Source organism: Sulfitobacter aestuarii, from assembly GCF_042685005.1.
Classification (GTDB): Bacteria; Pseudomonadota; Alphaproteobacteria; order Rhodobacterales; family Rhodobacteraceae; genus Sulfitobacter; species Sulfitobacter aestuarii.
This window is the reverse complement of sequence record NZ_JBHUMP010000007.1, coordinates 165,567-190,741: the sequence shown is the minus strand read 5'-3', so window position 1 is coordinate 190,741 and position 25,175 is coordinate 165,567. Positions and strand designations below refer to the sequence as shown.

Here is a 25,175-nt window from a genome sequence, read left to right as displayed (position 1 = left end):
GGCCTCATAGCAAAAACACAAACGGGATCCGTGAACAGCCAATTTCTCGACCAACTTCCTGATGTGGTCCGGCCGATTTGGGATCGTTCCCCAATGGCGCACTTCGCCCCCGCGCTCACCTTGCGCGACGGCGACGGAAATCGTAGCCTTGTGGACATCAAGTCCGATGAATGTGCTATCCTGCATGTGGTCTCTCCCCCATTCTTGAGGCTCGGCACCAGCCTATCTGGCGCAACCCTCGAACGGAGAATGCCGCGGGAGAGGCCGCCGAGCCAGTCAGCTCACACGGCGATCATGGGGTCTAAGCCGCGCCGACATCCGATGCGACGCGCCGATCTTCCTCTCATTCCTTCTCGCGGTTTAATCTACATTAAAACTGTAGCCCTCGAGAGCTGTTATAAGTTCCGGTTCGCGTGGCCTGTGATAGCATGGGCTATCTCGGAACTTGCAGTTGGAACTGACTTATTGTCCTCTCAAAGATTCGAAAATGGCAAGAAGCGTGCATCCAGGAAGGGTCGTTGGTCTTTCTGGGCCGTTATCGTGGTCCTGCTCGCGCTTTGGGCGGTCGCGGCACTGCAGGTGGTTCACTATATCATGAACAACTAGCGTCCCTGTCTTTTCGCCGCCGCGGATGGTTGCCGCCCGGTGGCGGCGCATTACCTGCGTTGCATGCGCCATGATGATGACGAAGAAAAAAAGCAGAAGCGCTCCGATGAACCAAAGCATGAACGCTGGTCGTTTGTCGTGGCGGTGTTCCTGCTTTGGCTCGTGGCACTGCTGTTTGTGATCGGCTATCTGAGGTGACCGGGGGGTTCGCGCCATCCGCCATCGCCGCCGCGCGGCGGAAGGTCACCGTCGCCTTCGGAAGCCCCGCTGCCGTTTTCCGGCACTGACCTAAAATTCATAGGCTTTCGACCAGCGTCGAAGATCCTTGAGATAGCCCGCATCGTCCTCGCTTTCCTTCGGATCGAAACGCGGAAGCCCTGCAAGAAGGCGGCGCAGGACCCGTATCGCTGCGGCATCGCCGTTCTTGAGCGTCTTTTCGAACAGCGCCGTCAGCCCGCCGGGCACGCGGCGGCTCTCATTGGGGGAGGAATAATAGAGCGCCAGCGGCACGGCGTTCAGATTGGCCACGAGATTGGCGAGCTGCGCGGCGATGCCGTGATGGGGGGTGAACCTGTCCTCGAGCGCTTCGGAAGTGGCGAGAAAGGCGCGGGCCTCGGCCACCGTCTGCGTCGTGTTGAGCACGAAGCTCACCGAGAGCGTGAGGATCACCATGCCGTTCACTGCCACCAGCACGGCGGCGAGTGACCAGCCGATGTCTCCGGGCTTGCCCAGCGAGCCCCCGAGGGTGGAGAGGAGATGGCCGATATAGGCCAGATCCATCCACCAGGAGGCGGGCGCCCCGGTTTCCATTCTCACGATCGCCCGGTCGTCGAACTGGAATACCATCGCCCAGGCCAGCGAGGTGCCGAAGATCCAGAACGCCGCCACGCCGGTCATCACGATCGGCCCGATATAGACCCGCGCGCCGGGACGATCAGGCAGGATCGCGGTGAAGATCCGCCAGGTGTAATTCGCCACGTGATGCGACAGCAGCGCATGATAGGAGGCGCCGATGGTCGTGAGGAGAAAATCGGCGACGATGCCGACCAGCAGGACCACCCCCATGACCCCGAGAATTGCGTCCGCCAGCGTCATGCCCGCTCACCCCCTTCTTTCATCGGTCACTAAGCTGGCCCGCCGCCCGGCTATGTCAATCAATGGCACTGTCGGCGCTTTCGGCGCTGGCCGTTCGCCGGAAGCGGCAGGTCCGCGGCAGGACTGTGCCGGGTCGGCCGGGCGAACACATCGCGCCGTGCTGGTAACCCGCCCGGATTGCGCCTAAAGATATCCTGCCGTTTCAGGATGACCGACATGCAAAAAGTTTCCCTCCCCGAAAGACCCGGCTGGCGCGACGAGGCCGAGGAACTGGGCTTCACCTTCGCCGACATGCACGGCGAACCCTATTGGGACGAAAGCTCGGCCTATCAATTCAGCCTGCGCCAGGTCGAGGAGGATATCGAAGACCCCGCGACCGAGCTGCACGGCATGTGTCGCGAGGCGGTGGCGGCGATCCTCGCCGAGGAGTCGCTGATGGCGCGGATGGGGATTCCCGAGCAACATTGGGATCTCGTCTCCGAGAGCTGGCAGGGGGAACATCCGGAGATCTACGGGCGGTTCGACCTGGCCTATGATGGAAAATCGCCCGCCAAGCTGCTGGAATACAACGCCGATACACCGACCTCGCTTTATGAGAGCGCCTCGTTCCAATGGGGCTGGCTCGAAGGGCAGATCGCCGCCGGCGTGCTGCGCGCGCAGGATGACCAGTTCAACGGCATCCATGAGGCGCTGATCGAACGGTTCCGCGATCTCTTCATGCCCGACAGCGACCTGCATTTCGCCGCCGCGGCGGGCAATGTCGAGGATTACGCGACGGTCGAGGCCATGGGCTGGGCGGCGCGCGAGGCAGGGCTCGGCGCGCATTACACCGATCTCGACCAGATCGCACTCAGCACCGAGGGGCAGTTTCTCGACAGCGAGGACCGGGTGATCGCGACGCTGTTCAAGCTCTACCCCTGGGAGGACCTGCTGCGCGACGAATATGCCGATCACGTGCGCAATGCAGATTGCCTGATGCTCGAACCGGCCTGGAAGGCACTGCTCTCCAACAAGGCGCTGCTGCCGGTGCTCTGGCAGATGTTCGAGGGCCATCCCAACCTGCTGCCCGCGTTCTTCGAGGCCGATGTGGGCGCCGCACTTGCCGGAAGCGGCAGCGTGGCGGATCCCGTGGCGGAGGCCTTCGGCCGGGCCGAGGCGGTGCTGGCGCGTGGCCATGTCAGCAAGCCGCTGTTCTCCCGCGAGGGCGCGGCGATTTCGATTGTCGAGAATGGCGAGACCAGCGAGAGCACCGCAGTCGGCGAGTATGGCGGCTATCCGCAGATCCTGCAGGCCTATGCGCCGCTTCCCGAATTCGACGGGTTCCGCCCGGTGATCGGCGCCTGGGTCGTCGGCGAGAGCTGCGTCGGCATGGGCATTCGCGAGGATCGCTCGCGCATCACCCAGGACCTGTCCCGTTTCAAACCCCATTTCATCCGCGATTGACCCCGGAAAAAGGATCATCCCCATGAGAAAACGTTCCAGAACCGTCGCCCTGAGCATCCTTGGCGCCACCGCCTTCACCCTGGCGGGCTGCCGCGAGGAACAGGTTGAGGCACAGGCCTACCCGGATCTCGAAAGCTGCAAGGCGGCGGCCGGGCAGGGCGGGCTGGTCTCGGCCAGCGAATGCGACACGGCCTTTGCCGAGGCACAGACCCTGCATGTGGAAAGCGCGCCGCGCTATGATGCGCTCAGCGTCTGCGAGGAACAGCATGGGGCGGGCAATTGCGGCAGCGAGGCCGAGGCGGCGGGCGGCGGCTCGGGCAGTATTTTCATGCCGCTGCTGGCGGGCTATCTGATCGGCAACATGCTCGGCGGGCGCGGCGGGCTGGCGGGATCGCAGCCGCTTTACAAGAACGGGCAGGGCGGCTTTTCCAACGCCTCGGGTACCAGCAATTATTCCAGCAATGCCGGGAAGGCGAAGATCGGCGCGTCGAACTTCACCAAACCTGCGGCGACCATCGGCAAGCCGCCGATGACCAAGGCGACAGCGGCATCGCGCGGCGGTTTCGGACGCAGCGGCGGCACGCGCGGCGGTTTCGGCGGCTGAGAACCCCTGCCGCACCTCGGTGAATCGCCCGGCTTGACGCGGGTGCTCCCGCGTGCGGCCGTGGCTGCGCACATCTGAGATGCGAAGACCTTCGGGCGCCCGGCATGGCTGCGGCGCGCGATTCCTGTCGGCTTGTCTTTTGCACCGGCACCGCCCCCGGTCCTGCGCGCGCACCGCGCTATTTCAGCCTATGGCGCGAATATTCGCGATTCCTTGATCTCGATCAAATACCGGCGCAGCACGCTGTGGCAGATCTGCCTCCGACGCCATCGCTTCCGCCCGGGCGATGGGAACAGGAATGCAGGAACCGCAATGCTCTCCACCGGAAATCACCCCATGCCCTGTTGTGGCGCGGCGCTGGATTGCGCCGGGCTCGCCGCGTCCGTGGGGCAGGACGGCACGCCGGGCGAGACCTGGGTGCTGTCGGTGCCAGAGCTGCGCTGCGGCGCCTGCGTGGCGAAGATCGAATGGCTGCTGGGCGCGCGCAAGGATGTGCTCTCGGTCCGTGCCAACCTGACGCTGAAGCGCGTCAGCGTCGTCCTGCCCGGTCCCGAAAGCGATCCGGGCGCGATCATCGCGGCGCTGGAGGCCGAAGGCTACAGCGCTTTCCCGGCTGAGAGCGGCGATCTGGCCGAGGCCGCGAACGACCGCACCTCCCGTCAATTGCTGCGCGCCATCGCCGTGGCGGGGTTTGGCGCGATGAACATCATGCTGCTGTCGGTCGGCGTCTGGTCCGGGGCCGAGGGGCAGACCCGTGATCTGTTTCACCTGATTTCCGCGCTCATCGCGGTGCCGGTCGCGGCCTATGCCGGGCAGCCGTTCTTCCGCTCGGCGCTTGCCGCGCTCGGAGCAGGACGGATGAACATGGACCTGCCGATCGCCATCGCGGTGCTGCTGGCGCTGGCGCTGAGCCTGTTCGAGACCATGCGCGGCGGTGAGCATGTGTTCTTCGACGCGGCGGTGACGCTGTTGTTCTTCCTGTTGATCGGGCGCTATCTCGATCACCTGATGCGCGCTCGGGCGCGCAGCGCGATCACCGGGCTCGAACGCTTGTCACCGCGCGGTGCGATGCTGCGCCAGGAGGACGGCGGCTTCGCCTTTGCCAAGCTCGATGCGGTGGACACCGGGGCGACCCTGCTGATCGCGGCCGGGGAGCGGGTGCCGGTCGATGCGCGTATCCTCGAAGGGGTCACCGATCTCGACCGGTCGCTGGTCAGCGGCGAGGCGATGCCGGTCGCCGCCGGTCCGGGCGACGTGTTGGAGGCGGGCACGCTCAACCTCACCGGCACGATCGTCGCGCGGGCGCTCTGCCCGGCGGCTGAATCCTTCCTCGCCCGGATGATCGCCATGCAATCGCAGGCAGAAGGCGCGCGAGGCGCCTATGTGCGCATCGCCGACCGGGTCGCGCGGCTCTATGCCCCGGTGGTGCATTTGCTGGCGCTGTTCACCTTCATTGGCTGGATGATCGTGAGCGGGGGCGATTGGCAGCATTCGATCTTCATCGCCATCTCGGTGCTGATCATCACCTGTCCCTGTGCGCTCGCCCTCGCAGTGCCGGTGGCGCATGTGGTGGCGGCGGGGCGGCTGATGCGGATGGGCATCCTGATGAAGGACGGAGGCGGGCTCGAACGGCTGGCCGAGATCGACCGGGCGGTGTTTGACAAGACCGGCACCCTGACCAGTGGCGCGCCGAGCGCGCGGCTGACCGGCGGCGGCATGATCGATCCCGGCGCGGCGGCGCTGGCGCGTCAATCGACCCATCCCGCGGCGCGCGCCATCGCGGCGGAATATACCGGCGCGCCAGATCGCCTGCCACGCGTCGAGGAGGCCGAAGAGGTGCCGGGGCTGGGCATCGAAGCCATGATCGCAGGTCGGCGGGCGCGGCTCGGGCGGGCCGACTGGGTGGCGGAGATCGCCGATCTGCCCTCCGGCGCCGCCAGCCCGGTCTTTGCCCGCGCGGGCGGGGTCGTGCAATCTTTCGAACTGACCGAAACCCTGCGCCTTGGCGCGCGCGATGTGGTCAACGCTTTCGAGCTCGCCCAGATCCCGGTGTCGATGCTCTCGGGCGACGGCGGGGCGCGGGCTGCGCTCGTGGCGGCGCAACTCGGGATCGAGGAAGTCCATGCCGATGCCACCCCGGCGGACAAGATCGCCGTTCTGGAAGGGCTGGCGGCGCAGGGCCACCGGGCGCTGATGGTCGGCGACGGGCTCAACGACGCGGCGGCGCTGGCGGCGGCGCATGTCTCCATGGCCCCCGCGAGCGCCTCGGATGCCGGGCGTACGGCGGCCGATTACGTCTTCCTGCGCGACGGGCTCGACGCGGTCACCGCCGCCCATGCCACCGCCTGCGACACGGCACGGATCGTGCGGCAGAATTTCGCCCTGGCGCTGGCCTATAATTGCATCGCCATCCCGCTCGCCGTGGCCGGTCTGGTCACGCCGTTGCTCGCGGCACTGGCGATGTCGGGATCCTCGATCCTGGTGATTTGCAACGCGCTGCGCCTCAACCGCGAGGGCACCGGGCGCGAGCGCATTGTCGCGGCCCCGCTGCGAAAGGCCGTGGCATGAGCATTCTCGCCATTCTCATTCCCGTGGCGCTGGCCATGGGCGCGCTCGGTCTCGTCGCCTTCGGCTGGAGCCTGCGCAACGGCCAGTTCGAGGATCTCTCGGGCGACGCGGAGCGGATCTTCTTTGACGAACACGACGCGCCGCTGCCCGACCGACACAAGATACACACAGAGACGACCCCCAAGGAGACCAAGAAATGATGTCAAATCTGACGCGTGCCGAACGCGGCACCGCCATGCTGATCACCGGGATCGGCGTGTTGATCGGGCTGGCGATGGCTGCCCTGGGGCATGGCGATGCGCTCGGCGCGCATGGCTGGATCGTGCTGATCTTCTGCGCGGTGCTGTTCTTCATCGTCGCAGATGCGTTCTACAGCGCCGAGCCGGTCGAGGATCGCGCCGCCGCCTATTACGACGACCCCACCAAGGTGGGCATCATGATATCGCTGATCTGGGCCGTGATCGCCATGGGCATGGGGGTCTGGGTCGCGGCACAGCTGGCCTGGCCGGACCTGCGCTTCGATGCGCCTTGGTCGAGCTTCGGGCGGCTGCGCCCGGTGCATACTTCGGGGGTGATCTTCGGCTTTGGCGGCAACGCGCTGATCGCCACGTCCTTTCATGTCATGCAGCGCACCTGCCGGGCGCGGATGCCGGGGCAGATCAGCCCGTGGTTCGTGCTGCTCGGCTTCAACCTGTTCTGCATCGTCGCGGCTTCGGGCTATCTGATGGGGGTCACGCAATCCAAGGAATATGCCGAGCCGGAATGGTACGCCGATATCTGGCTGGTCGTGGTCTGGGTGACCTATTTCGTGCTCTACATGCGCACGTTGGCGTGGCGCAACGAGCCGCATATCTATGTCGCCAACTGGTATTACCTGGCCTTCATCCTGGTCGTGGCGATCCTGCATATCGTCAACAACCTGGCGGTGCCGGCCTCTTTCGCGGGTGCCAAGAGCTATTCCGCCTTCTCCGGGGTGCAGGATGCGATGACGCAATGGTGGTATGGCCATAACGCGGTGGCCTTCTTCCTGACTTCGGGCTTTCTGGGGATGCTCTATTACTTCCTGCCCAAACGCGCGGAACGGCCGATCTATTCCTACCGGCTGTCGATCCTGAGCTTCTGGGGGATCGTGTTCTTCTACATGTGGGCCGGGTCGCACCACCTGCATTACACCGCACTGCCGCATTGGGTGCAGACGCTGGGCATGACCTTTTCGGTGATGCTGCTGGTGCCGAGCTGGGCCTCGGCGGGCAATGCGCTGATGACCCTCAACGGCGCCTGGCACAAGGTGCGCGACGACGCGACCCTGCGTTTCATGATGGTGGCGGCGGTGTTCTATGCCCTGTCGACCTTCGAGGGCTCCTTCATGGCGATCCGCCCGGTCAATGGCCTGTCGCATTACACCGACTGGACCGTGGGCCATGTCCATGCCGGGGCCATGGGCTGGGTCGCGCTGATCACCTTCGGCTCGATCTATGCGCTGGTGCCGATGCTGTGGCGCCGGGCCGGGATGTATTCGCCGAAAGCGGTGGAATGGCACTTCTGGCTCGCGCTGGCAGGGACCGTGATCTACGTCTTCGCGATGTGGAACAGCGGCATCATCCAGGGGCTCATGTGGCGCAGCTACACCGAGGCCGGGAGCCTGCGCTATTCCTTCGTGGACAGTCTCGTGGCGATGCATCCCTATTATATCGCGCGCGCCTTCGGTGGCCTGCTGTTCCTGATCGGCGCCTGTATCGGGCTGTGGAACGTGGCGATGACCGTCCGTCACGCCCCCGCCCGCAACCCGGCGCGCGATTATCCGACCTCCTCCGAAACCATGGAACCGGCCGTGCCGGTCGCGGAATGACCTCATGTTCAGAACAATATTAAGACCCTTCTCGAAACTCTTCGAATTCCACGCCCGCAGCCATTACCGGATGGAGCGACACTCCATGGCGCTGACCGTCGGGATCATCATCGCCGCCGGGATCGGCGGGATCGTCGAGATCGCGCCGCTGTTCACCATCGACGAGACGGTGGAGGCCGCGCCGGACATGCGTCTTTACACGCCGCTCGAACAGGCGGGACGGGACATCTATATCCGCGAGGGCTGCTATGCCTGTCACAGCCAGATGATCCGTACCCTGCGCGACGAGGTCGAACGCTACGGTCCCTATTCGCTGGCGGTGGAATCGCAATATGACCACCCGATGCTCTGGGGCTCCAAACGCACCGGGCCGGATCTCGCGCGGCTCGGGGACAAGTATTCCGACGACTGGCAGGTCCGTCACCTGGTCGATCCGCGCGCGCTGGTGCCGGAATCGGTGATGCCGCATTACGCGGCGCTGCTCGACACGCCGCTGGAGACCGCCAGCCTGCCCGGGCGGCTCGCCGCGCTGCGCGCCGTCGGCGTGCCCTACAGCGACGAGATGATCGCCGCCGCCGCCGAGGATGCGGCGGGGCAGGCGCAGCCCGACAATGTCCGCGCCGACGGGGTCTTCGAGCGCTATGGCGATGACACGGCAGTGCGCTATTTCGACGGCCGCCGCGACCGGGTCACCGAGATGGACGCGCTCGTCGCCTATCTGCAGATCCTCGGCAAGCTTACCGACCTGCCGCAACAGCTCACTTTGGCAGAGGAGTGACCGATGCCCCATGAATTCTTCGTCGAAATGGCCAAGTCCTTCGGCCTCTTCTACCTGCTCGCCCTGTCGATCGGGATCACCATCTACGCCTTCTGGCCCTCGCTGGGGGGACGGTTCGACAAGGCGGCAAAGAGCATTCTCGATGACGAGAACGGCCCGGCGCCGCAGCAGCAGGAGGTGCAGCAATGTCGGTAAAGGAACGCGATCCGCTGACCGGGCATCAGACCACCGGGCATGAATGGGACGGGATCACGGAGCTCAACACGCGGGTGCCGCGCGCGGTCTGGTTCTTCATCATCATCACCCATGTCTGGGCGCTGATCGCCTGGCTGCTGCTGCCGACCTGGCCGCTGGTGAGCACCTATACCAAGGGGCTGCTCGGGCTCGATCAACGCGATGAAGTCGCCCAGAAGATCGCCGCCGCGCAGCAGGCACGCGCCGATTGGAGCGATCAGATCGCCATGTTGCCGGTGCAGGAAATCCTCGCCGAACCATTGCTGATGGACCGGGTGAACAGCACCGCCAACCAGCTTTTCGGCGACAATTGCGCCGGGTGCCACGGTCAGGATGCCGCCGGGGGGCCGGGCTTCCCGAGCCTTGTCGATGACGCCTGGCTCTGGGGCGGAGACCCCGACATCGTGATGGAGACCCTGCGCGTCGGGATCAACAGCGATCACCCCGACAGCCGCTATGCGGAGATGCCCGCCTTCGGACGCGACGGGATGTTGAGCCGCGACGAGATCCGCAGCATCGTGGCCTATCTGCCGACGCTTTCGGGCGCGGCGGCGGGCGATGTCAGCGCCGGAGCGGTGCTATTCGCCGATAATTGCGCGTCCTGCCACGGCGAGAAGGGCGAGGGGAACATGGACCTCGGCGCGCCCGATCTTGCCGATGATTTCTGGATCTACGGCGGCGACAGGGATGCCCTGTTCAAGACCCTGTGGGACGGGCGGCAGGGCTGGATGCCCGCCTGGGAGGGGCGGTTGAGCGAGACCGACCTCAAGCTGATCACCACCTATCTGCAGGACCTGCGTGAGGAAGACCGGCAATGACCACGCTCAGCCAACCCCGCTTCTGGTCTCGGCCCCGGCTGCTGGCACTCGGCGGCACCGCCCTGCTCCTGCTGGTGTTCTTCGGCGCCAATGCGCATCTGATCGCCGTCTCCTTTGCCTCGAAACCCGATTGCGTGCTGCAATCCCCAACAGAAGGCGCCGCGGCCCTGCGCGCGGCGAAACCCTCATGCTGAGCGATCGTACCGGCCCGCCGCCGCCCGACAATCCCCATGCCGCCGGGATCATCCCCGAAGTCGTCCCGCCGCTGCCCCGGCCGAACGACCGGGCCCGCGACCTGCCATGGCGCACCGCCTTCGACTGGCTCGCGCAGGGCTGGTCGGACCTGTGGAACAATCCGCTGCCGAGCCTGATCTACGGTGCCGGGCTGTGCCTGATCTCGGTGCTGCTGATCTGGAGCCTCTTCGCGTTCGAGCTCGATTATGCGCTGTTCCCCGCGCTGGCCGGGTTCCTGGTGATCGGCCCGCTGATCGCCAACGGGCTTTATGAAAAGAGCCGACATCTGGAGCAGGGGCAGCGCAGCGGGCTCTTCGCGATGATCTTCGTGCGTCCCGCGTCGGGCTATTCGGCGCTGTTCATGGGGGTGTTGCTGCTCGGGCTCTTCATGCTCTGGATGCGCGCCGCGGTGCTGATCTGGGCGCTGTTCTTTGGCATCGCGCCGTTTCCGGGCTCCGACGAGATCGTCGCGACCCTGTTCACCACCCCGACCGGCTGGGCGCTGTTGCTGGTCGGCGGCTCCGTCGGCGCGCTCTTCGCCGCGTTCAGCTTCGCCATCAGCGTGATCGCGGTGCCAATGTTGCTGGAGGAACGCACCGACGCGCTCAGCGCGCTGGGGATCAGCATGGCCACCGTCTGGGCCAACCTGCCGGTGATGCTGGCCTGGGGGACGATCGTGCTGGCGTTTTTCGTGATTAGCGTGACGAGCGCGCTCATTGGGCTGATCGTGATCTTTCCGCTGCTTGGTCACGCCACCTGGCATCTCTATCGCGATCTGCGCCCCGATTCGCGTCAGAAGGGGCGCAGCGAGCGGATGTTCATCCCGCCTGCGTAATAATCTTGCGCGACATTCGCCATAAAGTTGCAGTCTCGCCGGGAAAATGCACCCGGCGGGGCATCAAAGAGGCCCGAATGGGGCGTTCTGCGGAACCAGACATTCCCGATCAGCGAGAAGTCGCCGAAATTTTGCGCGCCCTTAAGTTTATGAGAACGATTGGCTGCTCTGGTGGCTAGTGTCATAAGACGCTGTTCACCCGGAACCCTCATTGGAGGAGATAAGCCATGCGACGGGATGTCGAAGATCTGGTCCGAGAATTCGAGAATGACGGCCTGCAGGAGGAAGCGGAGCGTTTCCTCTCGCAATATCCTGACAGTCCACGCTATCTCACGGAACGGGAACTGCGCGAGCAGATCATGTATTTCCCGGTTCCCGCGGGCTTTGAAACGGTCAGGCGCAGCGCCTGAGCCATCGGGCGGCCGCTTCCCGAACGCCATATTCGATAAACTGTGACATGGGTCATTGACGCCGTTTCGGGTCTGCCGACCAAGCCGTTTGCGATGGGGTTATGTCATGGGACGTCATCCTACCGCCGGTCAGGAGATTGAACCGGCGGTTGCGCGACCTGTCTCGAACCTTTTGATTCCGGTCAATCCGCCGCTGCGCCGGATTTGCGGCAGATCAAGGACAGGGCGGATTTGCAGCGGCAGGATCGGGACATCCAAGGGAGATGTCCGATGTCGATTAAAACCATCACCACGATCCTCGCCGATACGGCGCATCTGGAGGCGCAGCTAGATGCGGCGGTGCATTGCGCGCGCGCCTGTGACGCGCACCTGCAGGTCATCGCCCTCGGGCTCGGCTTTGACAGTCCCGGCGTGGTCGGCAGCGCACTCGAAGCGATGCCGCTGGCAGTCGGGCTCGAAGAGGCCGAGCACCTGGCCCTGGAACGCGGTGCGGCGGCGCGACGGCGGCTGGAACGCGAGGATATCCGCTGGGACGTCGAGCAGCGCTATTGCCTGTCCGGCGGGCTGGCCGGGATGGTCGCGGGGTCGGTGCGCTTCAGCGATCTGGTGGTGCAGCTGCGCGGCCCTGAGCAGATCGACAATTATGCCCGGCGGATCATTGAGGCGGTGCTTCTCGAGACCCCGTCGCCGCTGCTGATCCTGCCGATGCAGGCGGCGCTGCCGCGTTTCGACGGGCGCGTCATGCTGGCCTGGGACCACAGACAGACCGCCCTGCGCGCCACCCGGCTGACCCTGCCGCTGCTGGCACGCGCCGATATCGTGCAGATCGCGCTGGTCGACCCCTCGCGGGAGGCGCCGGACCGCTCCGATCCGGGCGGCGACCTCGCACGGTTCCTCAGCCGTCACGGGGTGCGCGCGGAGATTTCTGTACTGACCCGCAGCGGCGGCAGCATTGCCCAGACCCTCTCGACCCGGGCGCGGGAGACCGGCTGCGAGATGATCGTCATGGGGGCCTATGGTCATGCGCGGCTGCGTCAGGCGCTGTTCGGCGGCACCACCCGGGCGATGCTGGAGGAGGCCGAGCTGCCGGTGTTGCTGGCCCATTGAGCGGGCGGATTGCGGCGGTCTCAGGCGCTCAGCGCAATGTCGATACCGTCGCCGGTTTGCGCGGCGAGCCGGGTCAGGTCTAGCAGGGTGATGCGCCTTGTGCCCTGTAATTCCAGTATCTTTTCCTTGCGCAGGGCGGAGATCTGGCGGCTGACCGTCTCGATCGTGAGGCCGAGGTAATTGGCCATCGCCTCGCGCGACATCGGGATCTCGAAGGTCAGCCCGTCAGCCAGCTTGCGCCGCTGCAGGGCGGCCTTGCGGCGCGCGACCAGGGTCAGCAGGCAGGTGATCTTCTCCCGCGCGGTCTTGCGCCCCAGCAGCAGCATCCATTCGCGCGCCACGTCGAGCTCGTCAAGCGACATGTCGAGCAACCGGGCGTTGAGATGCGGTGTGCGGGCGAGCATTGCCTCGAAAGGTTTGCGGCGGAAGCAGCAGAGCGTGACATCGCGCAGTGCCGTGACGTCATAGGCCACGAGATCGCGCCCCGGGCGGCCGATGAAATCCGACGGCAGAAGCAGCCCGAGCATCTGGATTCGCCCGTCCGGCAGGGTCCGCGACAGGGTCGCGGCACCGGTGACGACGGAAGCAACGAAATGCATCTCGTCACCTTCGAACATGATCGGCTGTCCGGCGTCGAAGCTGCGGTAATACTTGATTTCCTCGAGCTGGCGCAGCTCGTCGGCGTCGCAGGTGGCGCAGACCGCGCGTTCGCGGATCTCGCAATTGGTGCATTTCACATAAGATGCGGCGGTGACGCGGGGGGCGGGGGCGAGGGACATGGTGCGCCTTTCTGCTAGGCTCAGGAGTCGCTTCAGCGTAGCATCCGCTTAACAGATTGAAAACACCGCCTCCCCCTGTCAAAAGGTCGCGAGTGCGCTAACTGGTTCGGCGCCCGTCCGGAGCCGCGGCGCGGTCGGCATGGCGTCGGTATCGCCTTGGTGTCGCGCCGTCATCCGCATCGACCCGCGACCGCAGTCTCCGGCGGGGCGATCAATCCTGTTGCAATGACCGGGCAAATGTTTTTTTATTGTCCAGTCAATCAATAAAAATCTAGGGAGACCCTCTGCCATGAAGAAACTGCTCGCCAGCTCGGCGCTTGCCCTGAGCCTTGTCACCCCGCTCGCCGCCGCGGAATGTGACGAAGTCACTTTCTCCGACGTGGGCTGGACCGACATCACCGCCACTACCGCCACCGCCAGCGTCCTGCTGCAGGCGCTCGGCTATGAGACGGAGACCAAGATCCTGTCGGTGCCGGTGACCTATACCTCGATGGCCAAGGGCGATATCGACGTTTTCCTCGGCAACTGGATGCCGACGATGGAGGCCGATATCGCGCCCTATCGCGAGGACGGCAGTGTCGAGACCGTGCGGGCCAATCTGGAAGGCGCGAAATACACGCTGGCGGTGAACAAGGCGGCGGCCGATCTCGGCATCACCGATTTCGCCTCGATCGCGGAACAGCAGGAGGCGCTGGACGGCAAGATCTACGGCATCGAGCCGGGCAATGACGGCAACCGGCTGATCCAGTCGATGATCGACGACAATGCCTTCGAGCTCGGTGATTTCGAAGTGGTGGAAAGCTCCGAACAGGGGATGCTGGCGCAGGTGGCGCGGGCCGACCGCAAGGGCGATCCGGTGGTCTTCCTCGGCTGGGAACCGCATCCGATGAACGCGAATTTCGAGCTGACCTACCTGGAGGGCGGCGATGACTTCTTCGGCCCCGACCTGGGTGGCGCGACGGTGCATACCAACACGCGCAAGGGGTTCGTCGAGGAATGTCCGAACCTCGGTAAGCTGCTCAACAATCTGGAATTCACCCTGGCCATGGAAAACGAGATCATGGGCAAGATCCTCGATGGCGGGCAAAAGCCCGAAGCGGCCGCGCGCGAATGGCTGCAGGCCAACCCCGAGGTGCTCGACGGCTGGCTTGACGGTGTTACCACCAAGGACGGAGACGAGGCGCTCGCCGCTGCCAAGGCGGCGCTGAAGTAAGCCCCCCATAGCGCAGGCCTTCCCGACCCGTCCCGGTGGCGGGCCGGGCAAAGACCTGCGCGCCCCTTTCCCGACACTATGAAATGAGGTCTGAATGGACTGGCTGACCGACAACAAGATACCGATCGGCAGGGCCGCCGAATCCGCCTTCGACTGGCTGCAGATCCAGGGGGAATTCCTCTTTGACGGGCTGGCGCTGGCGATGGAGCATCTGATCGACGCGATCCTCTGGGTGCTGCAGACGCCGCATGAGCTGGTGATTGTGGCCGCTTTCGCGGCGCTGACCTGGGCGATCCAGCGCAATTGGAAGACGACGCTTTTCGTGGTGCTGGGTTTCCTGTTCATTCTCAACCAGGGTTATTGGGAAGAGACCACCGAGAGCCTGACGCTGGTCCTGTCGGCCTGCGTGGTCTGCATGGGGGTCGGCGTGCCCATTGGCATTGCCGCGGCGCATCGGCCGGGGCTCTATCGGTTCATGGCGCCGGTGCTGGACCTGATGCAGACATTGCCGACCTTCGTTTATCTCATTCCGGCCATCGTGTTCTTTGGCATCGGCATGGTGCCGGGGCTGATCGCCACGGTGATTTTCGTGCTGCCCGCGCCGATCCGGCTGACGCAGCTTGGCATTTCCTCCACCCCCAAGGCGCTGCTCGAAGCGGCGCAGGCCTTCGGCGCACGGCCGCGCCAGACCCTGTGGAAGATCGAGCTGCCCTATGCGCTGCCGCAGATCATGACCGGGCTCAACCAGACGATCATGCTGTCGCTGTCGATGGTGGTGATCGCCGCGCTGGTCGGGGCGGACGGGCTCGGCGTGCCGGTGGTGCGCGCGCTCAATCAGGTCAATACCGGGCTGGGGTTTGAATCGGGGCTGATCATTGTCGTGGTGGCGATCATGCTCGACCGGATGTTGCGGGTGACGAAATGAGCAATGCGGTAGAATTCGATCAGGTCAATATCGTCTTCGGCGACAAGCCCGAACAGGCGCTGCCGCTGATGGACGCGGGCAAAAGCCGCGCCGACATCCAGGAACAGACCGGGCAGGTGCTGGGCGTGCACGATTGCGCGCTTTCGGTCGCCACCGGCGAGATCGTGGTGCTGATGGGGCTGTCGGGTTCGGGCAAGTCGACGCTGCTGCGCGCGGTCAATGCGCTCAATCCGGTGGCGCGCGGGCAGGTGCGGGTCGATGGCGGCGAGGGCATGATCAATGTCACCGAGGCCGATGCCAAGGTGCTGCGCCATATCCGGCAGAACCGGGTGTCGATGGTGTTCCAGCAATTTGGCCTTCTGCCCTGGCGCACGGTGCGCGAGAATGTGGCGCTGGGGCTGGAGCTGTCCGGGGTCGGGCGCGCCGAGCGGATCGAGCGTGCGGATCGCCAGCTCAAGCTGGTGGGTCTCAGCGACTGGGCCGATCGGAAGGTCGGCGAGCTCTCGGGCGGGATGCAGCAGCGCGTCGGCCTTGCCCGCGCCTTTGTCACCGAGGCGCCGATCCTGCTGATGGACGAGCCGTTTTCGGCACTCGATCCGCTCATTCGCACCCGCCTCCAGGACGAGCTGCTCGACCTGCAGCGCGAGCTGAAACGCACGATCATCTTCGTCAGCCATGACCTTGACGAGGCGTTCAAGCTCGGCGGGCGGATCGCGATCATGGAGGGCGGGCGGATCGTGCAATGCGGCACCCCGCGTGAGATCTTCTCCAACCCGGCTTCGGATTACGTCGCGGATTTCGTCGCCAACATGAACCCGCTCGGCGTGCTGACCGCGCGCGATGTGATGGGACCGGCGGGCTTCGGGAACGGCGCGCCGGTGGCACCGGAGACCCCGGTGCGCGAGCTGATCGCGCAGCTCGAAGGCGAGGGGGCGGCGCTTGACGTGAGCCAAGACGGCGCGGTGATCGGCACGGTGACAGCGCAGAGCATCGTGGACCGGCTCAAGGTCTGAGAGGCCGATCAGATACGGGAAAGCCCCGCGGCAGAACAGCGGGGCTTTCTCAAACGGCAATTCGTCAGGGATCAGGAACCGGGGCGTACCGCGACGACCTCGATCTCGACCAGCCAGGATGGGTTGGCAAGCCCGGCCACGGCGAAGACCGAGCGGGTCGGCAGCTCAGGCTGTTCCTCGGTGCCGAAATACTGGGTATAGCCTTCCATGAAGCCCTTGAAATCCATCGCGTCGCTGCCCTCGGGCGCCACCAGATAGACCTGCATTTTGATGACGTCGCCCATGTCGAGGTCGAGCGCCGTCAGTTTCTTCTCGATCGAGTCAAATACGCTGACGGTCTGGGTCGCGGTATCGCCGAACCGTTCGGGCGCGTCTTCCGCGGCGGTGTCATCGGCCACTTCCGGCACCGTGCCGCTGAGATAGACCAAGGTTGCATCCGCGGGCACCTCGACTGCCTGCAGGATCGGGAAGTCGGAATCCGGGAGTGGATGGCGCACCACTTCCGAGCCCTGTGCGAAGGCTGTGCCCGTGGTCAGGATCAGCGCGGTGGCGAGCGGGGCGAGAGTTTTCTGGATCATTCGTGTTCCTCCGTATTTTGGTCTGCCGGATCGGCTGGACGGGCATCTGCCACCGCCTCGACCGTGCCGTCTGTTTCGTAGTCGTTGCCGAGATTGGTCTGGATGTAATCGGTGATCGCAACCACCTGGGTGTCGTCGAGGAAATGTCCGAGGCTGGGCATCCCTGCCTGACCGTTGACGATGAGATAGGTCGCATAGCCCGAATATTCGAGATTTGGATTGCCGCTCAGCGCCGGATATTGTCCGGCACCCTCCGCGCCCGAACCGTCAGGCATGTGACATCCCGCGCAAAGCGTCTGGTAGAGCTGCTCGCCGTCCTCGCTGACATATTCGGCGGTCCATTCGGGGCCGCCATCGGCCATGGCGGTGATCTCGGCTTCCTTCGGCCGCGCCTCCTCCGCAGGAGCGTTTTCGCCGGTCTGCGCGGCCCCGGTACTGTCGTCCGTCTGCGCGTCCTGCGTGGCTTGCGGTGTGTCGGTTTCCCCGTTCTGGTCGCTGCTCTGGGCCTGCAGGGGCAGGGCGCTCATCGCGCCCAGGATGAGGGCTGTGATTAAGGTATGTCGCATTGCTTCACCCGTTGATGATTTTGTCATGGAGACGCGAGATCGCGTCGAGCGAGGACAGGATCGCGCCTTCCTGCCAGGCGGGCAGGTAGGAGAGATGCTCCCCGGCGCAGACGACGCGGTTGTCGATCTTGACCGCTTCCTCGTAATTGTCGCGGTTCTCCCAGATCCCCGAACAGCCGAGCACCCAAGGCACCTTGTGCCAGGCGACGCTGACCCCGGTCTTGAACTCCTCGCGATATTGCGGATGGATCTTCTCGCCCTGCCGCAGCGCCCATTCAAGCCGTTCCTCGGGCTGCATCGCGTTGAACTTGTAGGAATTTTCACCCCGCCAAGTATAGCCGCCGAGCAGCACGCCGGGACCGTCGGAGAAATAGCCCGTCGAGGGATAGCTGATCTGCCCGATCGCCTGATCGGTATAGCTGATCCCCCCGTAGATATGGTCATCCTGCTCCCAGAAGCGGCGTTTGAACTCGAGCCCCCATTTGGTCGAGCCGTTATAGGGCATCGAGCTGATGGCGTCGGAAAGACCCCCCGACAGGTTGTGGTCGATCTGGCTGAGGATCGAGAAGGGGATGGTGCAGATGCAGTAATCCGCGGTGCTGGTCTGCTGACCGCCGCCACCGCCCGTGGCATCCTCCCAGGTGACCGTCACGCCGTTCTCGTCCTGCTGCAGCGCCACGACCTTGGCGTTGTAGGTGATCAAATCGCCGACCTCGCGTTCGAATCCCATGGCGATCGCGTCCATGCCACCGACCGGCTGGAACATCGGCGCCTGATGGTCGATCGTCTCATGCGTGGCAAGATATTCCCAGAGCCGCGATTGCAGCACTTCCTGCGGATCGAGCAGGTCGGAGGCTTCGGGTGCCGCATCGACACCGCCGCCGGGCAGCTTCGCGAAACCGCGGTAATCACTGGTCTCGAGGCTCTTGGCATATTCGTTCTGCTCGTTGAGGACGCCGAAACTGCGCAGGCTCTCGATCAGCAACTCGCGGTCCTCGGCGCTCACCGCCTCGTCGAGCTTGCCCTGATCGACCGCCTTGGCGAGCAATTCGGAAACATGGCCGCGGTAATCGGACTTTATCTCGCGCAGGCGCTGGGGCTTGCCGCCGTAGGCGTCCGAACGATGCAGGAAGGAACTGTAATTGAGCTGGATGAAGGGTTCGAGCGGCACCTTGAGGCGGCGGCAGTAATCGAGCACCGCGTAATGGTGATGCGGCAGCCGCCAGGGGCCGGGGTTGATGTAATTGCCTTCGGCGAAATCGACCTGCTGCGTCGCCCCGCCAAGCTCGGTATAACTGTCGCCCGAACGCAGGGTCCAGCAGCGGCCACCGGCCTTCTCGCGGTATTCGAGCAGCTCGACCTCGTAGCCCGCGGCGCGCATCTCGTAAGCGGCGGTCAAACCGGCGAGCCCGGCCCCGAGGATCAGCACCTTGGCGCCCTGCGGGTCGCCATCGAGCTCGATCGGTCCGCTGTAGTCGGACGGCGCGGCATGGCCCATCGCGGTCATCGCATGATACATCGCGGTACTGCCCGCGGCCGTGCCGATCATGCCGAGCAAATTGCGGCGTGTGATTTCTCTCATCGGGAAGCCTCCTGCTGTGGTTCGTGCTGAAGCGGCGTGCGAAAGGCCAAGCGGAAAACGCCGCAGCCCGCAAAGACGCCGCTTTGTACCCAACCTCCGCGAGAAGATTTTGTTCCGCTGTGGGGGAGCGCGCGCCGGGTGGACAGGGAATTGTCCCCGTAGAAGCGCGCCAAACCGGACGGGCCGCTGCCGACTTCCCGGCGCTGCTGCTGCCTACCCGATGTCCCGGGTCTCCGACGGTTCGGCGAGAAACCCGTCGAGGATCGCGTGGAACAGCGCGGGTTTCTCCAGATGTGCGGCATGGGCCGCGCCGGGGATCACGGCCAGCTCGCCCGTCGGCAGGTTGCGCCAGAGCGACTCCACCTGGAGCCAGCGATAGGAGCGGTCGGAATCGCCCCAGACGACCAATGTCGGCATGGTCAGCAGCGCGAGGGCCGGGCGGCCGTCCCAATGGGCCATGGCGTCGAGCGCCGCGCTGGCGGCCTGCAGGCTCGCCTGTGCGCCGATCTGACAGATTGTCGGATAGCCGGGGGCATCCTCCCCCTTGAGAAACCACGTCGCGCCGATGCGCTGCGCCGTCTGGGCGACACCGTCATCCGCCAGCCGCTGGCGCGAAACGTCGATGGGCTCGAACCGGTCGGGCATGGCGCCGAGCGGGCCGGTGCCGTAGAGGACCAGCCGCTGCACCCGCGCGGCGTGTCGGGCTGCCATTTCCTGGGCGATCATGCCGCCCATCGAATGGCCGAGCAGGGTGAACCGGTCGATGCCCAGCCGATCCAGCAGGCCGATCACGGCCTCGGCGAAACCGTCGATCCGGTCGCATCCGGGGTGATCGGAGGCCGCGCCGAAGCCGGGCAGATCCGGCGCGATCACGTCGTAATGCGCGCTGTAGCGGGCGATCTCCGCCTGCCATTGCGTGGCGCCGCCGAGATAGCCATGAACGAGGACGAGCACGGGACCGCTTCCGGCGCGGCGGTGGGACAGGAGCGCGGACATCAGCGCATCTGCTCGGGCAGCCAGAGGGCGGTCTGCGGCGCGAAGATCAGGATCGCGATCAGCAGGATCATCGCGCCGATGAAGGGCAGGCAGCCCATGATGACGTCTCCGATGGTCAGCCGCTCCCGACTGATCGCCTGTATAACATAGAGGTTGAGCCCCACGGGCGGTGTCAGCACGGCGATCTCCATGGTGATCGTGTAGACGACGCCGAACCAGATCAGGTCAAAGCCAGCGGCGCTCATCAGCGGGTAGATCGTCGGCAGCGTGATGAAGGTCATCGAGACCGGCTCGAGGAACATGCCGAGGATGATGTAGAAGATCAGCACGATGGCGAGCACCGTGTAGGGCGACAGATCGAAGGAGAGGAACAGTTCGGTGAACTGCTGGGGCACGCGGTAATAGGTCAGCACGAAGCCGAACAGCACCCCGGCCGACAGCAGCAGACCGAGATAGCCCATGGTGCGCATGGTGGCGAAGATCGACGCCACGAAACCCCGCCATGTCAGCCCGCCGACCCCGAAGGCGAGCACCACGGTCAGCAGCGCCGCGACCGCCGCGGCTTCGGTGGGGGTGGCGATACCGGCATAGATCGCGACGGTGATCACCAGACCGATCAGGACCACGGGGCCGACGGTGCCGAGGATCATCAGCATCGGCATCTTCTGCGCATCCTCCTGACCGGGAATGTCCTGCGGCCTGAGGATCCCCCAGATCAGCACGATGACGACGAAACTGGAGACGAGGATCAGTCCGGGGATGACGCCTGCGATGAACAGGTCGCCGATGCTCTGGTCCGCGACGATGCCGTAGAACAGCAGGATCAGGCTCGGCGGGATCAGCACCGACAGGGTGCCCCCGGCGGCCAGCACGCCGCTCGACAGGCGTTTGCCGTAGCCGAGCCGCAGCATCTCGGGCAGGGCGACGCCGCCGATGGTCAGCGCACCGACCATGGAGGAGCCGCAGACCGCCCCGAACCCCGCGCTCGCGCCGATGGAGCCATAGGCCGCCGACCCCCTGATGCGCACGCCCTGATGCAGGAATTGATAGAGATTGGGGCCGATATTGGACTTTCCTATCAACTCCCCGAGAAACACGAAGAGCGGCACGGCGAGCAGGATATAGTCGATCCACACGCCCCAGAGCTTGAGTTCGGAGGAAACGACCGAGGTCGAAAACCCCTGGATGTTCCACAGGAAGGGCAGCGAGGCGGCGGCGAGGGCGAAGGGGATCGGCAGGCCGATGACGATGAAGAGCATCAACAGCCCGAGCAGGCCCAGCCCGACGGTATACCATTCCATGGCGAGGTTCCTTATTCGGCTGGCGTGCGGATCAGTCTGATCAGCTGCAGGAAGGCGTAGAAGGTGAAGAGAAGGAGCGCCAGGGCGCCCGGAGCCCAGAACAGGTAGCGCGGCCAATGCAGGATTTCGGAGGCGGCGCCCGAGTTGAAGGAGCGGATCGTGGCACTCACCCCGGCATAGGAGAAGAACCCGCCGACCCCCAGCATCAGCAGATAGTTGAGAATCGTGATCGCTTTGCGCGCGTGGGCGGGCAGGAGATCCGTGGCCATCGTGACCTTCGGAAACGCATCCTCGCGCAGGGCGAAGGCCAGTCCGGCGAAGGCGACGGGAAACAGCAGCAGCGCGGTGGCTTCGGTCACCATCCGGTCAGGCGCGCCGAGCGCATAGCGCACGAATACGCCGTAGGAGATCCAGACCATCTGGATCAGGACGATCACCGCCCCGGCACCGGCGATCCATATGACGAAGCGCTCGACGGCGGAGATCAGGCGATCCAGCGGATCGGTCATGGCGTACCTCGCTTGCTCTGGGAGGGAGGGATTGCCCGCCGCGGGAGGCGGGCAATCGCAGGATCAATTGGTGTGGGCGGCCATCAGATCGCGGAACTTCGCGGCCCTGTCGGCGCCGCAGGCCTCATCGACCTTGGCGGTCCATTGTTCCGAGACACTGTCGATCAGCTCGGCGGTCTTTTCGGAGGACAGGTTGACCTCGGTGCCGCCTGCCTCGATGGCGGTCGCGACCTGTTCATCGACCCATTGCTCATAGAGGGGCTGGAGCCAGGCTTCGGTCTCTGCGGCGGCCTCGTTGAGGGCGGTCTGTTCCTCTTGCGTCAGACCGTCGAACTTGGACTTGTTCATCATGTAGATGATGTTGCCATAGAACAGGTTGGCGTTGATCATCTGCGGCATCACGGACCAGAGCTTCCAAGAGCTGTAGGTCGCGACCCCCATGTTGATGCCATCCACGACACCGCGCTCGGCGGATTGATAGACTTCCTTGGGCGCGATGAAGACCGGCTGCCCGCCCCAGGTCTCGATCATCATGCTGACCAGGGGCCCGATCGAGCGCACAAGCTTGCCGTCGAGCTTGCCGAGATCCTCGATATCGCTGTCGAACCACCATTCCTGATCGTAGGAGTAATTCGAGTTGAGCAGCGGCACGAGCCCCACATCCGCGGCTTCCGCGCGGATCAGATCGGCATAGGCCGCGTCGAGCGTCGGTTGCTGCTCGAGATTGACATTGGCCGGATAGAGCGAGGTGACCACATAGCAAGGCAGGCGGTTGTCCGCGTTGATCCAGCTGATATCGGACACGCCACCCTGCAGCGCGTCGACGCCTTCGGACCAGCCGTGCAGGGTCGAGGACGGGAAGATGTCCACCTTGACGCTGCCGTCGGTCTTCTCGCTGACGAGCTCGGCGAAATGCTGGAACCCCTGATAGCGCACGTCGGACTCATTCACATAGGTCGACAGGCGGATCGTCGTTTCCGCATGGGCCGTGCCGACGGCGGCGAGCGCCATTGCCATGGCGGTCATGGTCAGATTGGTTTTTGTCATATCTTTTCCCTCTCTCTGTTGTGCGATCGCAGCGCGATCTCGGCGTGCCGTCTGACGTGGCACGTCCGTGTGTCGTGATCAGATCCGGCTCCTAATCCGGGCCAATTAATTTTCCGAAAGTAAGCGATGGATCGGGGACACTGCCAATTCAAACATGGAATTGAATGATGCAAGATCGGAATGGTTTGGTTAACCTGTGGTCTTTAATTGAATTTGACGGTGCTTTGACATGGATCTGAACTGGTTGCAGGATTTCGTCTGTCTGGGTCGGACCCTGAATTTCACCCGCGCGGCAGAAGAGCGCAACATCACCCAGTCGGCGTTCAGCCGCCGCATCAAGTCGCTCGAGAACTGGCTGGGGGCGCCGCTGGTCAAACGCTCGACCTATCCGGTGCAGCTCTCGGATGCCGGGGTCCAGTTCCTGCCGGTCGCGCGCGAGACGATCATGAACCTGACCGACATTCGCCAGACCATACGGGCGCAGGAGCGCGGGACGACTGCGTTCCAGCGTTTCGCGGTATTGCACACGATTTCGGTCAACTACCTGTCGGCCCGGATTGCCGAGCTGGAAGACGATATCCCCGGTCTGCGGGTGCGGGTCTATTCCGACAACCTGCGCACCTGCTGCCAGCTTTTGCAGGACGGGGCCTGCGACTTCCTGCTTTATTATCGCCACAGGGACGTGATGCCGGTTTTCGATGAGCGGCAGTTCGAGCGCAAGGACATCGGCACCGAGCAGATGCTTCCCGTGGCCGAGACCCGCGCTGCGCGGGAAGGGGGGTGGGATCTGTCGGCCGAGGGGGGCGCGGAGATCCCCTACCTCAGCTATGATCCGGCCAGTTTCCTCGGAACGGTGGTCGATCAGACGATCGGCGCGCGCAAGCCGCCGCTGGCCCTGTGCTACATGGATGCGCTGGCCGAAGCGCTCAAGCGGCGCACGTTGGCGGGCAGCGGAGTCGCCTGGTTGCCCGAAGGGTCGGTCGCAAAGGAAATCGAACAGGGGCAGCTCGTGCAGGTCGGCGGCGTCGAATGGCAGGCGACGCTGTCCCTATCCCTGTTCTGTTCGGTCGATCGGCTCGACCGCGTCGGCAGGACAGTCTGGGAGGCGCTCTGAACCTGCATCGGGGTAAAGACGGTTCAACAGCTCCTGTCGGATCTGTCCGATCTCGGGGCGTTTCGGTTCGGGCAGCCAGACCATCACCAGATCCAGCGCGCCCGCGGGCAGGGTTTCGTCGAGCCGAAGCAGCGCGCCCGTATCCAGCGCGCCCCGCACCAGCGTCAGGGGCAGCCACGCGATGCCGATCCCGTTGAGCGCATAGCGATAGGCAGCCAGTGTCAGGGCGGTTTCGGCGCGCGATTGCGTGGTCACCCCGGCAGGCAGGCGAGGCGCGAGGGTGAGGGAAAAGACCCGCCCGAGGAAGACGTCGGCGGGATAGCTGACGATGGGGAGGGCCGGGCCCCGGGCCAAGTCGCGCAGATCCGCTGTGCAGACGGGAACCAGCAGTTCGGAATCCAGCGTGACGCTTTCAAAGGCGCGGGGTATGGCGGCGGAACGCAGGCCGGGAGCTTCGTACATCAGCGCGAAATCCACGTCACCTGAGAGCAGCATCATCAGACATTCATCGCGGTTGCCCGAGCGCACGCGCACCGAGAGCCCGTCCTTCCGGGTCAGCGCCGCGACGATGCGTGGCGATATCGTGTCGGTGATCGCGTGCTGGCAGGCGAAGGCCACGGCGCTGCCCGGGCTGCCCGATGCGTTCAGCAACCGCGACCGCAGGCCGACAAGCCGCGCTGCCGTCTCGCGCAATTCCTGCTCCAGGGACCGGACCGCGGGCAGGACCTCGATCGGCTTGCGGTTGCGGTCAAAAAGCTCGGCGCCGATGTGCTCCTCGATCATGCGAATGCGGCGGGTGAAGGCGGATTGCGTCACGAAGCGGCGTTCCGCGGCGCGTGCGAGTGAGCCTGCGTCGATCACCGCAAGGATGTCCTCGATCCATTCAAGCCGCATTGCCGCCCTCCTAACTTGCACATCTTGCACGATATGCAGCCAATTACGCATTATCAATCGCGGTCAAGTCGGTGTAA

The 25,175-nt window shown here is 64.7% G+C and carries 27 protein-coding genes and 1 pseudogene; 17 read left to right on the top strand and 11 right to left on the bottom strand.

What is annotated here, in order from left to right; translation table 11 throughout:
- Nucleotides 1-186 (bottom strand): annotated as a pseudogene (locus ACFSUD_RS10485) (IS110 family transposase); the annotation flags it as partial.
- A 459-nt stretch (nucleotides 187-645) separates the two neighbouring features.
- Here ACFSUD_RS10485 and ACFSUD_RS10480 point away from each other — a divergent pair.
- Nucleotides 646-804, top strand: coding sequence for a hypothetical protein (locus tag ACFSUD_RS10480; protein WP_386374129.1), 159 nt, complete (start codon nucleotides 646-648; stop codon nucleotides 802-804).
- 90 nt (nucleotides 805-894) lie between these two features.
- On the opposite strand, the gene ACFSUD_RS10475 is transcribed toward ACFSUD_RS10480, so the two are convergent.
- Nucleotides 895-1,701, bottom strand: coding sequence for a hypothetical protein (locus tag ACFSUD_RS10475; RefSeq protein WP_386374128.1), 807 nt, complete (start codon nucleotides 1,699-1,701; stop codon nucleotides 895-897).
- Nucleotides 1,702-1,917: 216 nt separating this feature from the next.
- Between ACFSUD_RS10475 and ACFSUD_RS10470 the strand changes: the two genes are divergently transcribed.
- From ACFSUD_RS10470 to ACFSUD_RS10415, 12 genes are all read left to right on the top strand, one after another.
- Nucleotides 1,918-3,144, top strand: a complete 1,227-nt coding sequence (locus ACFSUD_RS10470) for a glutathionylspermidine synthase family protein (RefSeq protein WP_386374126.1) — start codon at nucleotides 1,918-1,920, stop codon at nucleotides 3,142-3,144.
- A gap of 22 nt (nucleotides 3,145-3,166) precedes the next feature.
- Nucleotides 3,167-3,748, top strand: a complete 582-nt coding sequence (locus tag ACFSUD_RS10465; protein ID WP_386374124.1) for a DUF1190 domain-containing protein — start codon at nucleotides 3,167-3,169, stop codon at nucleotides 3,746-3,748.
- Between the two features lie 312 nt (nucleotides 3,749-4,060).
- On the top strand, nucleotides 4,061-6,316 hold the full coding sequence (locus ACFSUD_RS10460) for a heavy metal translocating P-type ATPase (protein ID WP_386374122.1): 2,256 nt from the start codon (nucleotides 4,061-4,063) through the stop codon (nucleotides 6,314-6,316).
- The gene (gene ccoS / locus ACFSUD_RS10455) at nucleotides 6,313-6,516 is read left to right on the top strand and encodes a cbb3-type cytochrome oxidase assembly protein CcoS (protein WP_386374120.1); all 204 of its coding nucleotides are present in this window, start codon (nucleotides 6,313-6,315) and stop codon (nucleotides 6,514-6,516) included. The genes ACFSUD_RS10460 and ccoS overlap by 4 nt, the downstream gene beginning before the upstream one ends.
- Nucleotides 6,516-8,165: a cytochrome-c oxidase, cbb3-type subunit I gene (gene ccoN / locus ACFSUD_RS10450; RefSeq protein ID WP_449343063.1), complete on the top strand. Its 1,650-nt coding sequence runs from the start codon at nucleotides 6,516-6,518 to the stop codon at nucleotides 8,163-8,165. The genes ccoS and ccoN overlap by 1 nt, the downstream gene beginning before the upstream one ends.
- 4 nt (nucleotides 8,166-8,169) lie before the next feature.
- A complete protein-coding gene (gene ccoO, locus ACFSUD_RS10445) occupies nucleotides 8,170-8,943 on the top strand; it encodes a cytochrome-c oxidase, cbb3-type subunit II (RefSeq protein ID WP_386374116.1) in 774 nt (257 codons plus the stop codon).
- Between the two features lie 3 nt (nucleotides 8,944-8,946).
- The gene (locus ACFSUD_RS10440; RefSeq protein ID WP_386374115.1) at nucleotides 8,947-9,138 is read left to right on the top strand and encodes a cbb3-type cytochrome c oxidase subunit 3; all 192 of its coding nucleotides are present in this window, start codon (nucleotides 8,947-8,949) and stop codon (nucleotides 9,136-9,138) included.
- Nucleotides 9,129-9,995, top strand: coding sequence for a cytochrome-c oxidase, cbb3-type subunit III (ccoP, locus tag ACFSUD_RS10435; protein ID WP_386374113.1), 867 nt, complete (start codon nucleotides 9,129-9,131; stop codon nucleotides 9,993-9,995). The genes ACFSUD_RS10440 and ccoP overlap by 10 nt, the downstream gene beginning before the upstream one ends.
- The gene (locus ACFSUD_RS10430; protein WP_386374111.1) at nucleotides 9,992-10,189 is read left to right on the top strand and encodes a hypothetical protein; all 198 of its coding nucleotides are present in this window, start codon (nucleotides 9,992-9,994) and stop codon (nucleotides 10,187-10,189) included. Before ccoP ends, ACFSUD_RS10430 begins: the two co-directional genes overlap by 4 nt.
- The gene (locus ACFSUD_RS10425) at nucleotides 10,183-11,064 is read left to right on the top strand and encodes a DUF2189 domain-containing protein (protein WP_386374109.1); all 882 of its coding nucleotides are present in this window, start codon (nucleotides 10,183-10,185) and stop codon (nucleotides 11,062-11,064) included. Before ACFSUD_RS10430 ends, ACFSUD_RS10425 begins: the two co-directional genes overlap by 7 nt.
- Before the next feature lie 227 nt (nucleotides 11,065-11,291).
- Complete coding sequence (locus ACFSUD_RS10420; protein ID WP_386374108.1) at nucleotides 11,292-11,474, top strand: hypothetical protein; 183 nt, start codon at nucleotides 11,292-11,294, stop codon at nucleotides 11,472-11,474.
- Nucleotides 11,475-11,744: 270 nt separating this feature from the next.
- Nucleotides 11,745-12,581 carry a universal stress protein gene (locus ACFSUD_RS10415; RefSeq protein WP_386374106.1) on the top strand — a complete coding sequence of 279 codons (837 nt, stop codon included), beginning with the start codon at nucleotides 11,745-11,747 and terminating at the stop codon, nucleotides 12,579-12,581.
- 20 nt (nucleotides 12,582-12,601) lie between these two features.
- Here the strand turns inward: ACFSUD_RS10415 and fnrL are convergent, their stop codons facing one another.
- Nucleotides 12,602-13,360: a transcriptional regulator FnrL gene (gene fnrL, locus ACFSUD_RS10410; RefSeq protein WP_386374104.1), complete on the bottom strand. Its 759-nt coding sequence runs from the start codon at nucleotides 13,358-13,360 to the stop codon at nucleotides 12,602-12,604.
- Between the two features lie 289 nt (nucleotides 13,361-13,649).
- On the opposite strand from fnrL, the gene ACFSUD_RS10405 reads away from it, so the two are divergent.
- From ACFSUD_RS10405 to choV, 3 genes are all read left to right on the top strand, one after another.
- On the top strand, nucleotides 13,650-14,573 hold the full coding sequence (locus ACFSUD_RS10405; protein ID WP_386374102.1) for a choline ABC transporter substrate-binding protein: 924 nt from the start codon (nucleotides 13,650-13,652) through the stop codon (nucleotides 14,571-14,573).
- A 94-nt stretch (nucleotides 14,574-14,667) separates the two neighbouring features.
- Nucleotides 14,668-15,498 carry a choline ABC transporter permease subunit gene (choW, locus tag ACFSUD_RS10400; RefSeq protein WP_386374100.1) on the top strand — a complete coding sequence of 277 codons (831 nt, stop codon included), beginning with the start codon at nucleotides 14,668-14,670 and terminating at the stop codon, nucleotides 15,496-15,498.
- Nucleotides 15,495-16,511: a choline ABC transporter ATP-binding protein gene (choV, locus tag ACFSUD_RS10395; RefSeq protein WP_386374098.1), complete on the top strand. Its 1,017-nt coding sequence runs from the start codon at nucleotides 15,495-15,497 to the stop codon at nucleotides 16,509-16,511. Before choW ends, choV begins: the two co-directional genes overlap by 4 nt.
- A gap of 71 nt (nucleotides 16,512-16,582) precedes the next feature.
- Here the strand turns inward: choV and ACFSUD_RS10390 are convergent, their stop codons facing one another.
- The 7 genes from ACFSUD_RS10390 to dctP all read right to left on the bottom strand — a co-directional run bounded on the left by ACFSUD_RS10390 (nucleotide 16,583) and on the right by dctP (nucleotide 23,090).
- On the bottom strand, nucleotides 16,583-17,089 hold the full coding sequence (locus ACFSUD_RS10390; RefSeq protein WP_386374097.1) for a RidA family protein: 507 nt from the start codon (nucleotides 17,087-17,089) through the stop codon (nucleotides 16,583-16,585).
- Nucleotides 17,086-17,655, bottom strand: coding sequence for a c-type cytochrome (locus ACFSUD_RS10385; protein WP_386374095.1), 570 nt, complete (start codon nucleotides 17,653-17,655; stop codon nucleotides 17,086-17,088). Before ACFSUD_RS10385 ends, ACFSUD_RS10390 begins: the two co-directional genes overlap by 4 nt.
- Nucleotides 17,656-17,659: 4 nt before the next feature.
- Nucleotides 17,660-19,237, bottom strand: coding sequence for a flavin monoamine oxidase family protein (locus tag ACFSUD_RS10380; protein WP_386374093.1), 1,578 nt, complete (start codon nucleotides 19,235-19,237; stop codon nucleotides 17,660-17,662).
- Nucleotides 19,238-19,450: 213 nt separating this feature from the next.
- The gene (locus ACFSUD_RS10375; RefSeq protein ID WP_386374091.1) at nucleotides 19,451-20,233 is read right to left on the bottom strand and encodes an alpha/beta fold hydrolase; all 783 of its coding nucleotides are present in this window, start codon (nucleotides 20,231-20,233) and stop codon (nucleotides 19,451-19,453) included.
- Nucleotides 20,233-21,534 carry a TRAP transporter large permease gene (locus ACFSUD_RS10370; RefSeq protein ID WP_386374089.1) on the bottom strand — a complete coding sequence of 434 codons (1,302 nt, stop codon included), beginning with the start codon at nucleotides 21,532-21,534 and terminating at the stop codon, nucleotides 20,233-20,235. The genes ACFSUD_RS10375 and ACFSUD_RS10370 overlap by 1 nt, the downstream gene beginning before the upstream one ends.
- A gap of 11 nt (nucleotides 21,535-21,545) precedes the next feature.
- On the bottom strand, nucleotides 21,546-22,043 hold the full coding sequence (locus ACFSUD_RS10365; protein ID WP_386374087.1) for a TRAP transporter small permease: 498 nt from the start codon (nucleotides 22,041-22,043) through the stop codon (nucleotides 21,546-21,548).
- A 63-nt stretch (nucleotides 22,044-22,106) separates the two neighbouring features.
- Nucleotides 22,107-23,090 (bottom strand): TRAP transporter substrate-binding protein DctP, encoded by a 984-nt coding sequence (dctP, locus tag ACFSUD_RS10360; protein WP_386374085.1) that lies wholly within the window; start codon nucleotides 23,088-23,090, stop codon nucleotides 22,107-22,109.
- Nucleotides 23,091-23,319: 229 nt separating this feature from the next.
- Here dctP and ACFSUD_RS10355 point away from each other — a divergent pair, with 229 nt between their 5' ends.
- Nucleotides 23,320-24,204, top strand: coding sequence for a LysR family transcriptional regulator (locus ACFSUD_RS10355; protein ID WP_386374083.1), 885 nt, complete (start codon nucleotides 23,320-23,322; stop codon nucleotides 24,202-24,204).
- Here the strand turns inward: ACFSUD_RS10355 and ACFSUD_RS10350 are convergent.
- Nucleotides 24,139-25,098, bottom strand: a complete 960-nt coding sequence (locus ACFSUD_RS10350; protein ID WP_386374081.1) for a LysR family transcriptional regulator — start codon at nucleotides 25,096-25,098, stop codon at nucleotides 24,139-24,141. The genes ACFSUD_RS10355 and ACFSUD_RS10350 overlap by 66 nt on opposite strands.
- Nucleotides 25,099-25,175 lie beyond the last annotated feature (77 nt).

Bases quoted from the DNA above. Each gene is read 5' to 3' on its own strand.
- ACFSUD_RS10475 (WP_386374128.1), bottom strand. From the start codon at position 1,701: ATGACGCTGGCGGACGCAATTCTCGGGGTCATGGGGGTGGTCCTGCTG.
- ACFSUD_RS10470 (WP_386374126.1), top strand. From the start codon at position 1,918: ATGCAAAAAGTTTCCCTCCCCGAAAGACCCGGCTGGCGCGACGAGGCC.
- ACFSUD_RS10465 (WP_386374124.1), top strand. From the start codon at position 3,167: ATGAGAAAACGTTCCAGAACCGTCGCCCTGAGCATCCTTGGCGCCACC.
- ACFSUD_RS10460 (WP_386374122.1), top strand. From the start codon at position 4,061: ATGCTCTCCACCGGAAATCACCCCATGCCCTGTTGTGGCGCGGCGCTG.
- ccoS (WP_386374120.1), top strand. From the start codon at position 6,313: ATGAGCATTCTCGCCATTCTCATTCCCGTGGCGCTGGCCATGGGCGCG.
- ccoN (WP_449343063.1), top strand. From the start codon at position 6,516: ATGTCAAATCTGACGCGTGCCGAACGCGGCACCGCCATGCTGATCACC.
- ccoO (WP_386374116.1), top strand. From the start codon at position 8,170: ATGTTCAGAACAATATTAAGACCCTTCTCGAAACTCTTCGAATTCCAC.
- ACFSUD_RS10440 (WP_386374115.1), top strand. From the start codon at position 8,947: ATGCCCCATGAATTCTTCGTCGAAATGGCCAAGTCCTTCGGCCTCTTC.
- ccoP (WP_386374113.1), top strand. From the start codon at position 9,129: ATGTCGGTAAAGGAACGCGATCCGCTGACCGGGCATCAGACCACCGGG.
- ACFSUD_RS10430 (WP_386374111.1), top strand. From the start codon at position 9,992: ATGACCACGCTCAGCCAACCCCGCTTCTGGTCTCGGCCCCGGCTGCTG.
- ACFSUD_RS10425 (WP_386374109.1), top strand. From the start codon at position 10,183: ATGCTGAGCGATCGTACCGGCCCGCCGCCGCCCGACAATCCCCATGCC.
- ACFSUD_RS10420 (WP_386374108.1), top strand. From the start codon at position 11,292: ATGCGACGGGATGTCGAAGATCTGGTCCGAGAATTCGAGAATGACGGC.
- ACFSUD_RS10415 (WP_386374106.1), top strand. From the start codon at position 11,745: ATGTCGATTAAAACCATCACCACGATCCTCGCCGATACGGCGCATCTG.
- fnrL (WP_386374104.1), bottom strand. From the start codon at position 13,360: ATGTCCCTCGCCCCCGCCCCCCGCGTCACCGCCGCATCTTATGTGAAA.
- ACFSUD_RS10405 (WP_386374102.1), top strand. From the start codon at position 13,650: ATGAAGAAACTGCTCGCCAGCTCGGCGCTTGCCCTGAGCCTTGTCACC.
- choW (WP_386374100.1), top strand. From the start codon at position 14,668: ATGGACTGGCTGACCGACAACAAGATACCGATCGGCAGGGCCGCCGAA.
- choV (WP_386374098.1), top strand. From the start codon at position 15,495: ATGAGCAATGCGGTAGAATTCGATCAGGTCAATATCGTCTTCGGCGAC.
- ACFSUD_RS10390 (WP_386374097.1), bottom strand. From the start codon at position 17,089: ATGATCCAGAAAACTCTCGCCCCGCTCGCCACCGCGCTGATCCTGACC.
- ACFSUD_RS10385 (WP_386374095.1), bottom strand. From the start codon at position 17,655: ATGCGACATACCTTAATCACAGCCCTCATCCTGGGCGCGATGAGCGCC.
- ACFSUD_RS10380 (WP_386374093.1), bottom strand. From the start codon at position 19,237: ATGAGAGAAATCACACGCCGCAATTTGCTCGGCATGATCGGCACGGCC.
- ACFSUD_RS10375 (WP_386374091.1), bottom strand. From the start codon at position 20,233: ATGTCCGCGCTCCTGTCCCACCGCCGCGCCGGAAGCGGTCCCGTGCTC.
- ACFSUD_RS10370 (WP_386374089.1), bottom strand. From the start codon at position 21,534: ATGGAATGGTATACCGTCGGGCTGGGCCTGCTCGGGCTGTTGATGCTC.
- ACFSUD_RS10365 (WP_386374087.1), bottom strand. From the start codon at position 22,043: ATGACCGATCCGCTGGATCGCCTGATCTCCGCCGTCGAGCGCTTCGTC.
- dctP (WP_386374085.1), bottom strand. From the start codon at position 23,090: ATGACAAAAACCAATCTGACCATGACCGCCATGGCAATGGCGCTCGCC.
- ACFSUD_RS10355 (WP_386374083.1), top strand. From the start codon at position 23,320: ATGGATCTGAACTGGTTGCAGGATTTCGTCTGTCTGGGTCGGACCCTG.
- ACFSUD_RS10350 (WP_386374081.1), bottom strand. From the start codon at position 25,098: ATGCGGCTTGAATGGATCGAGGACATCCTTGCGGTGATCGACGCAGGC.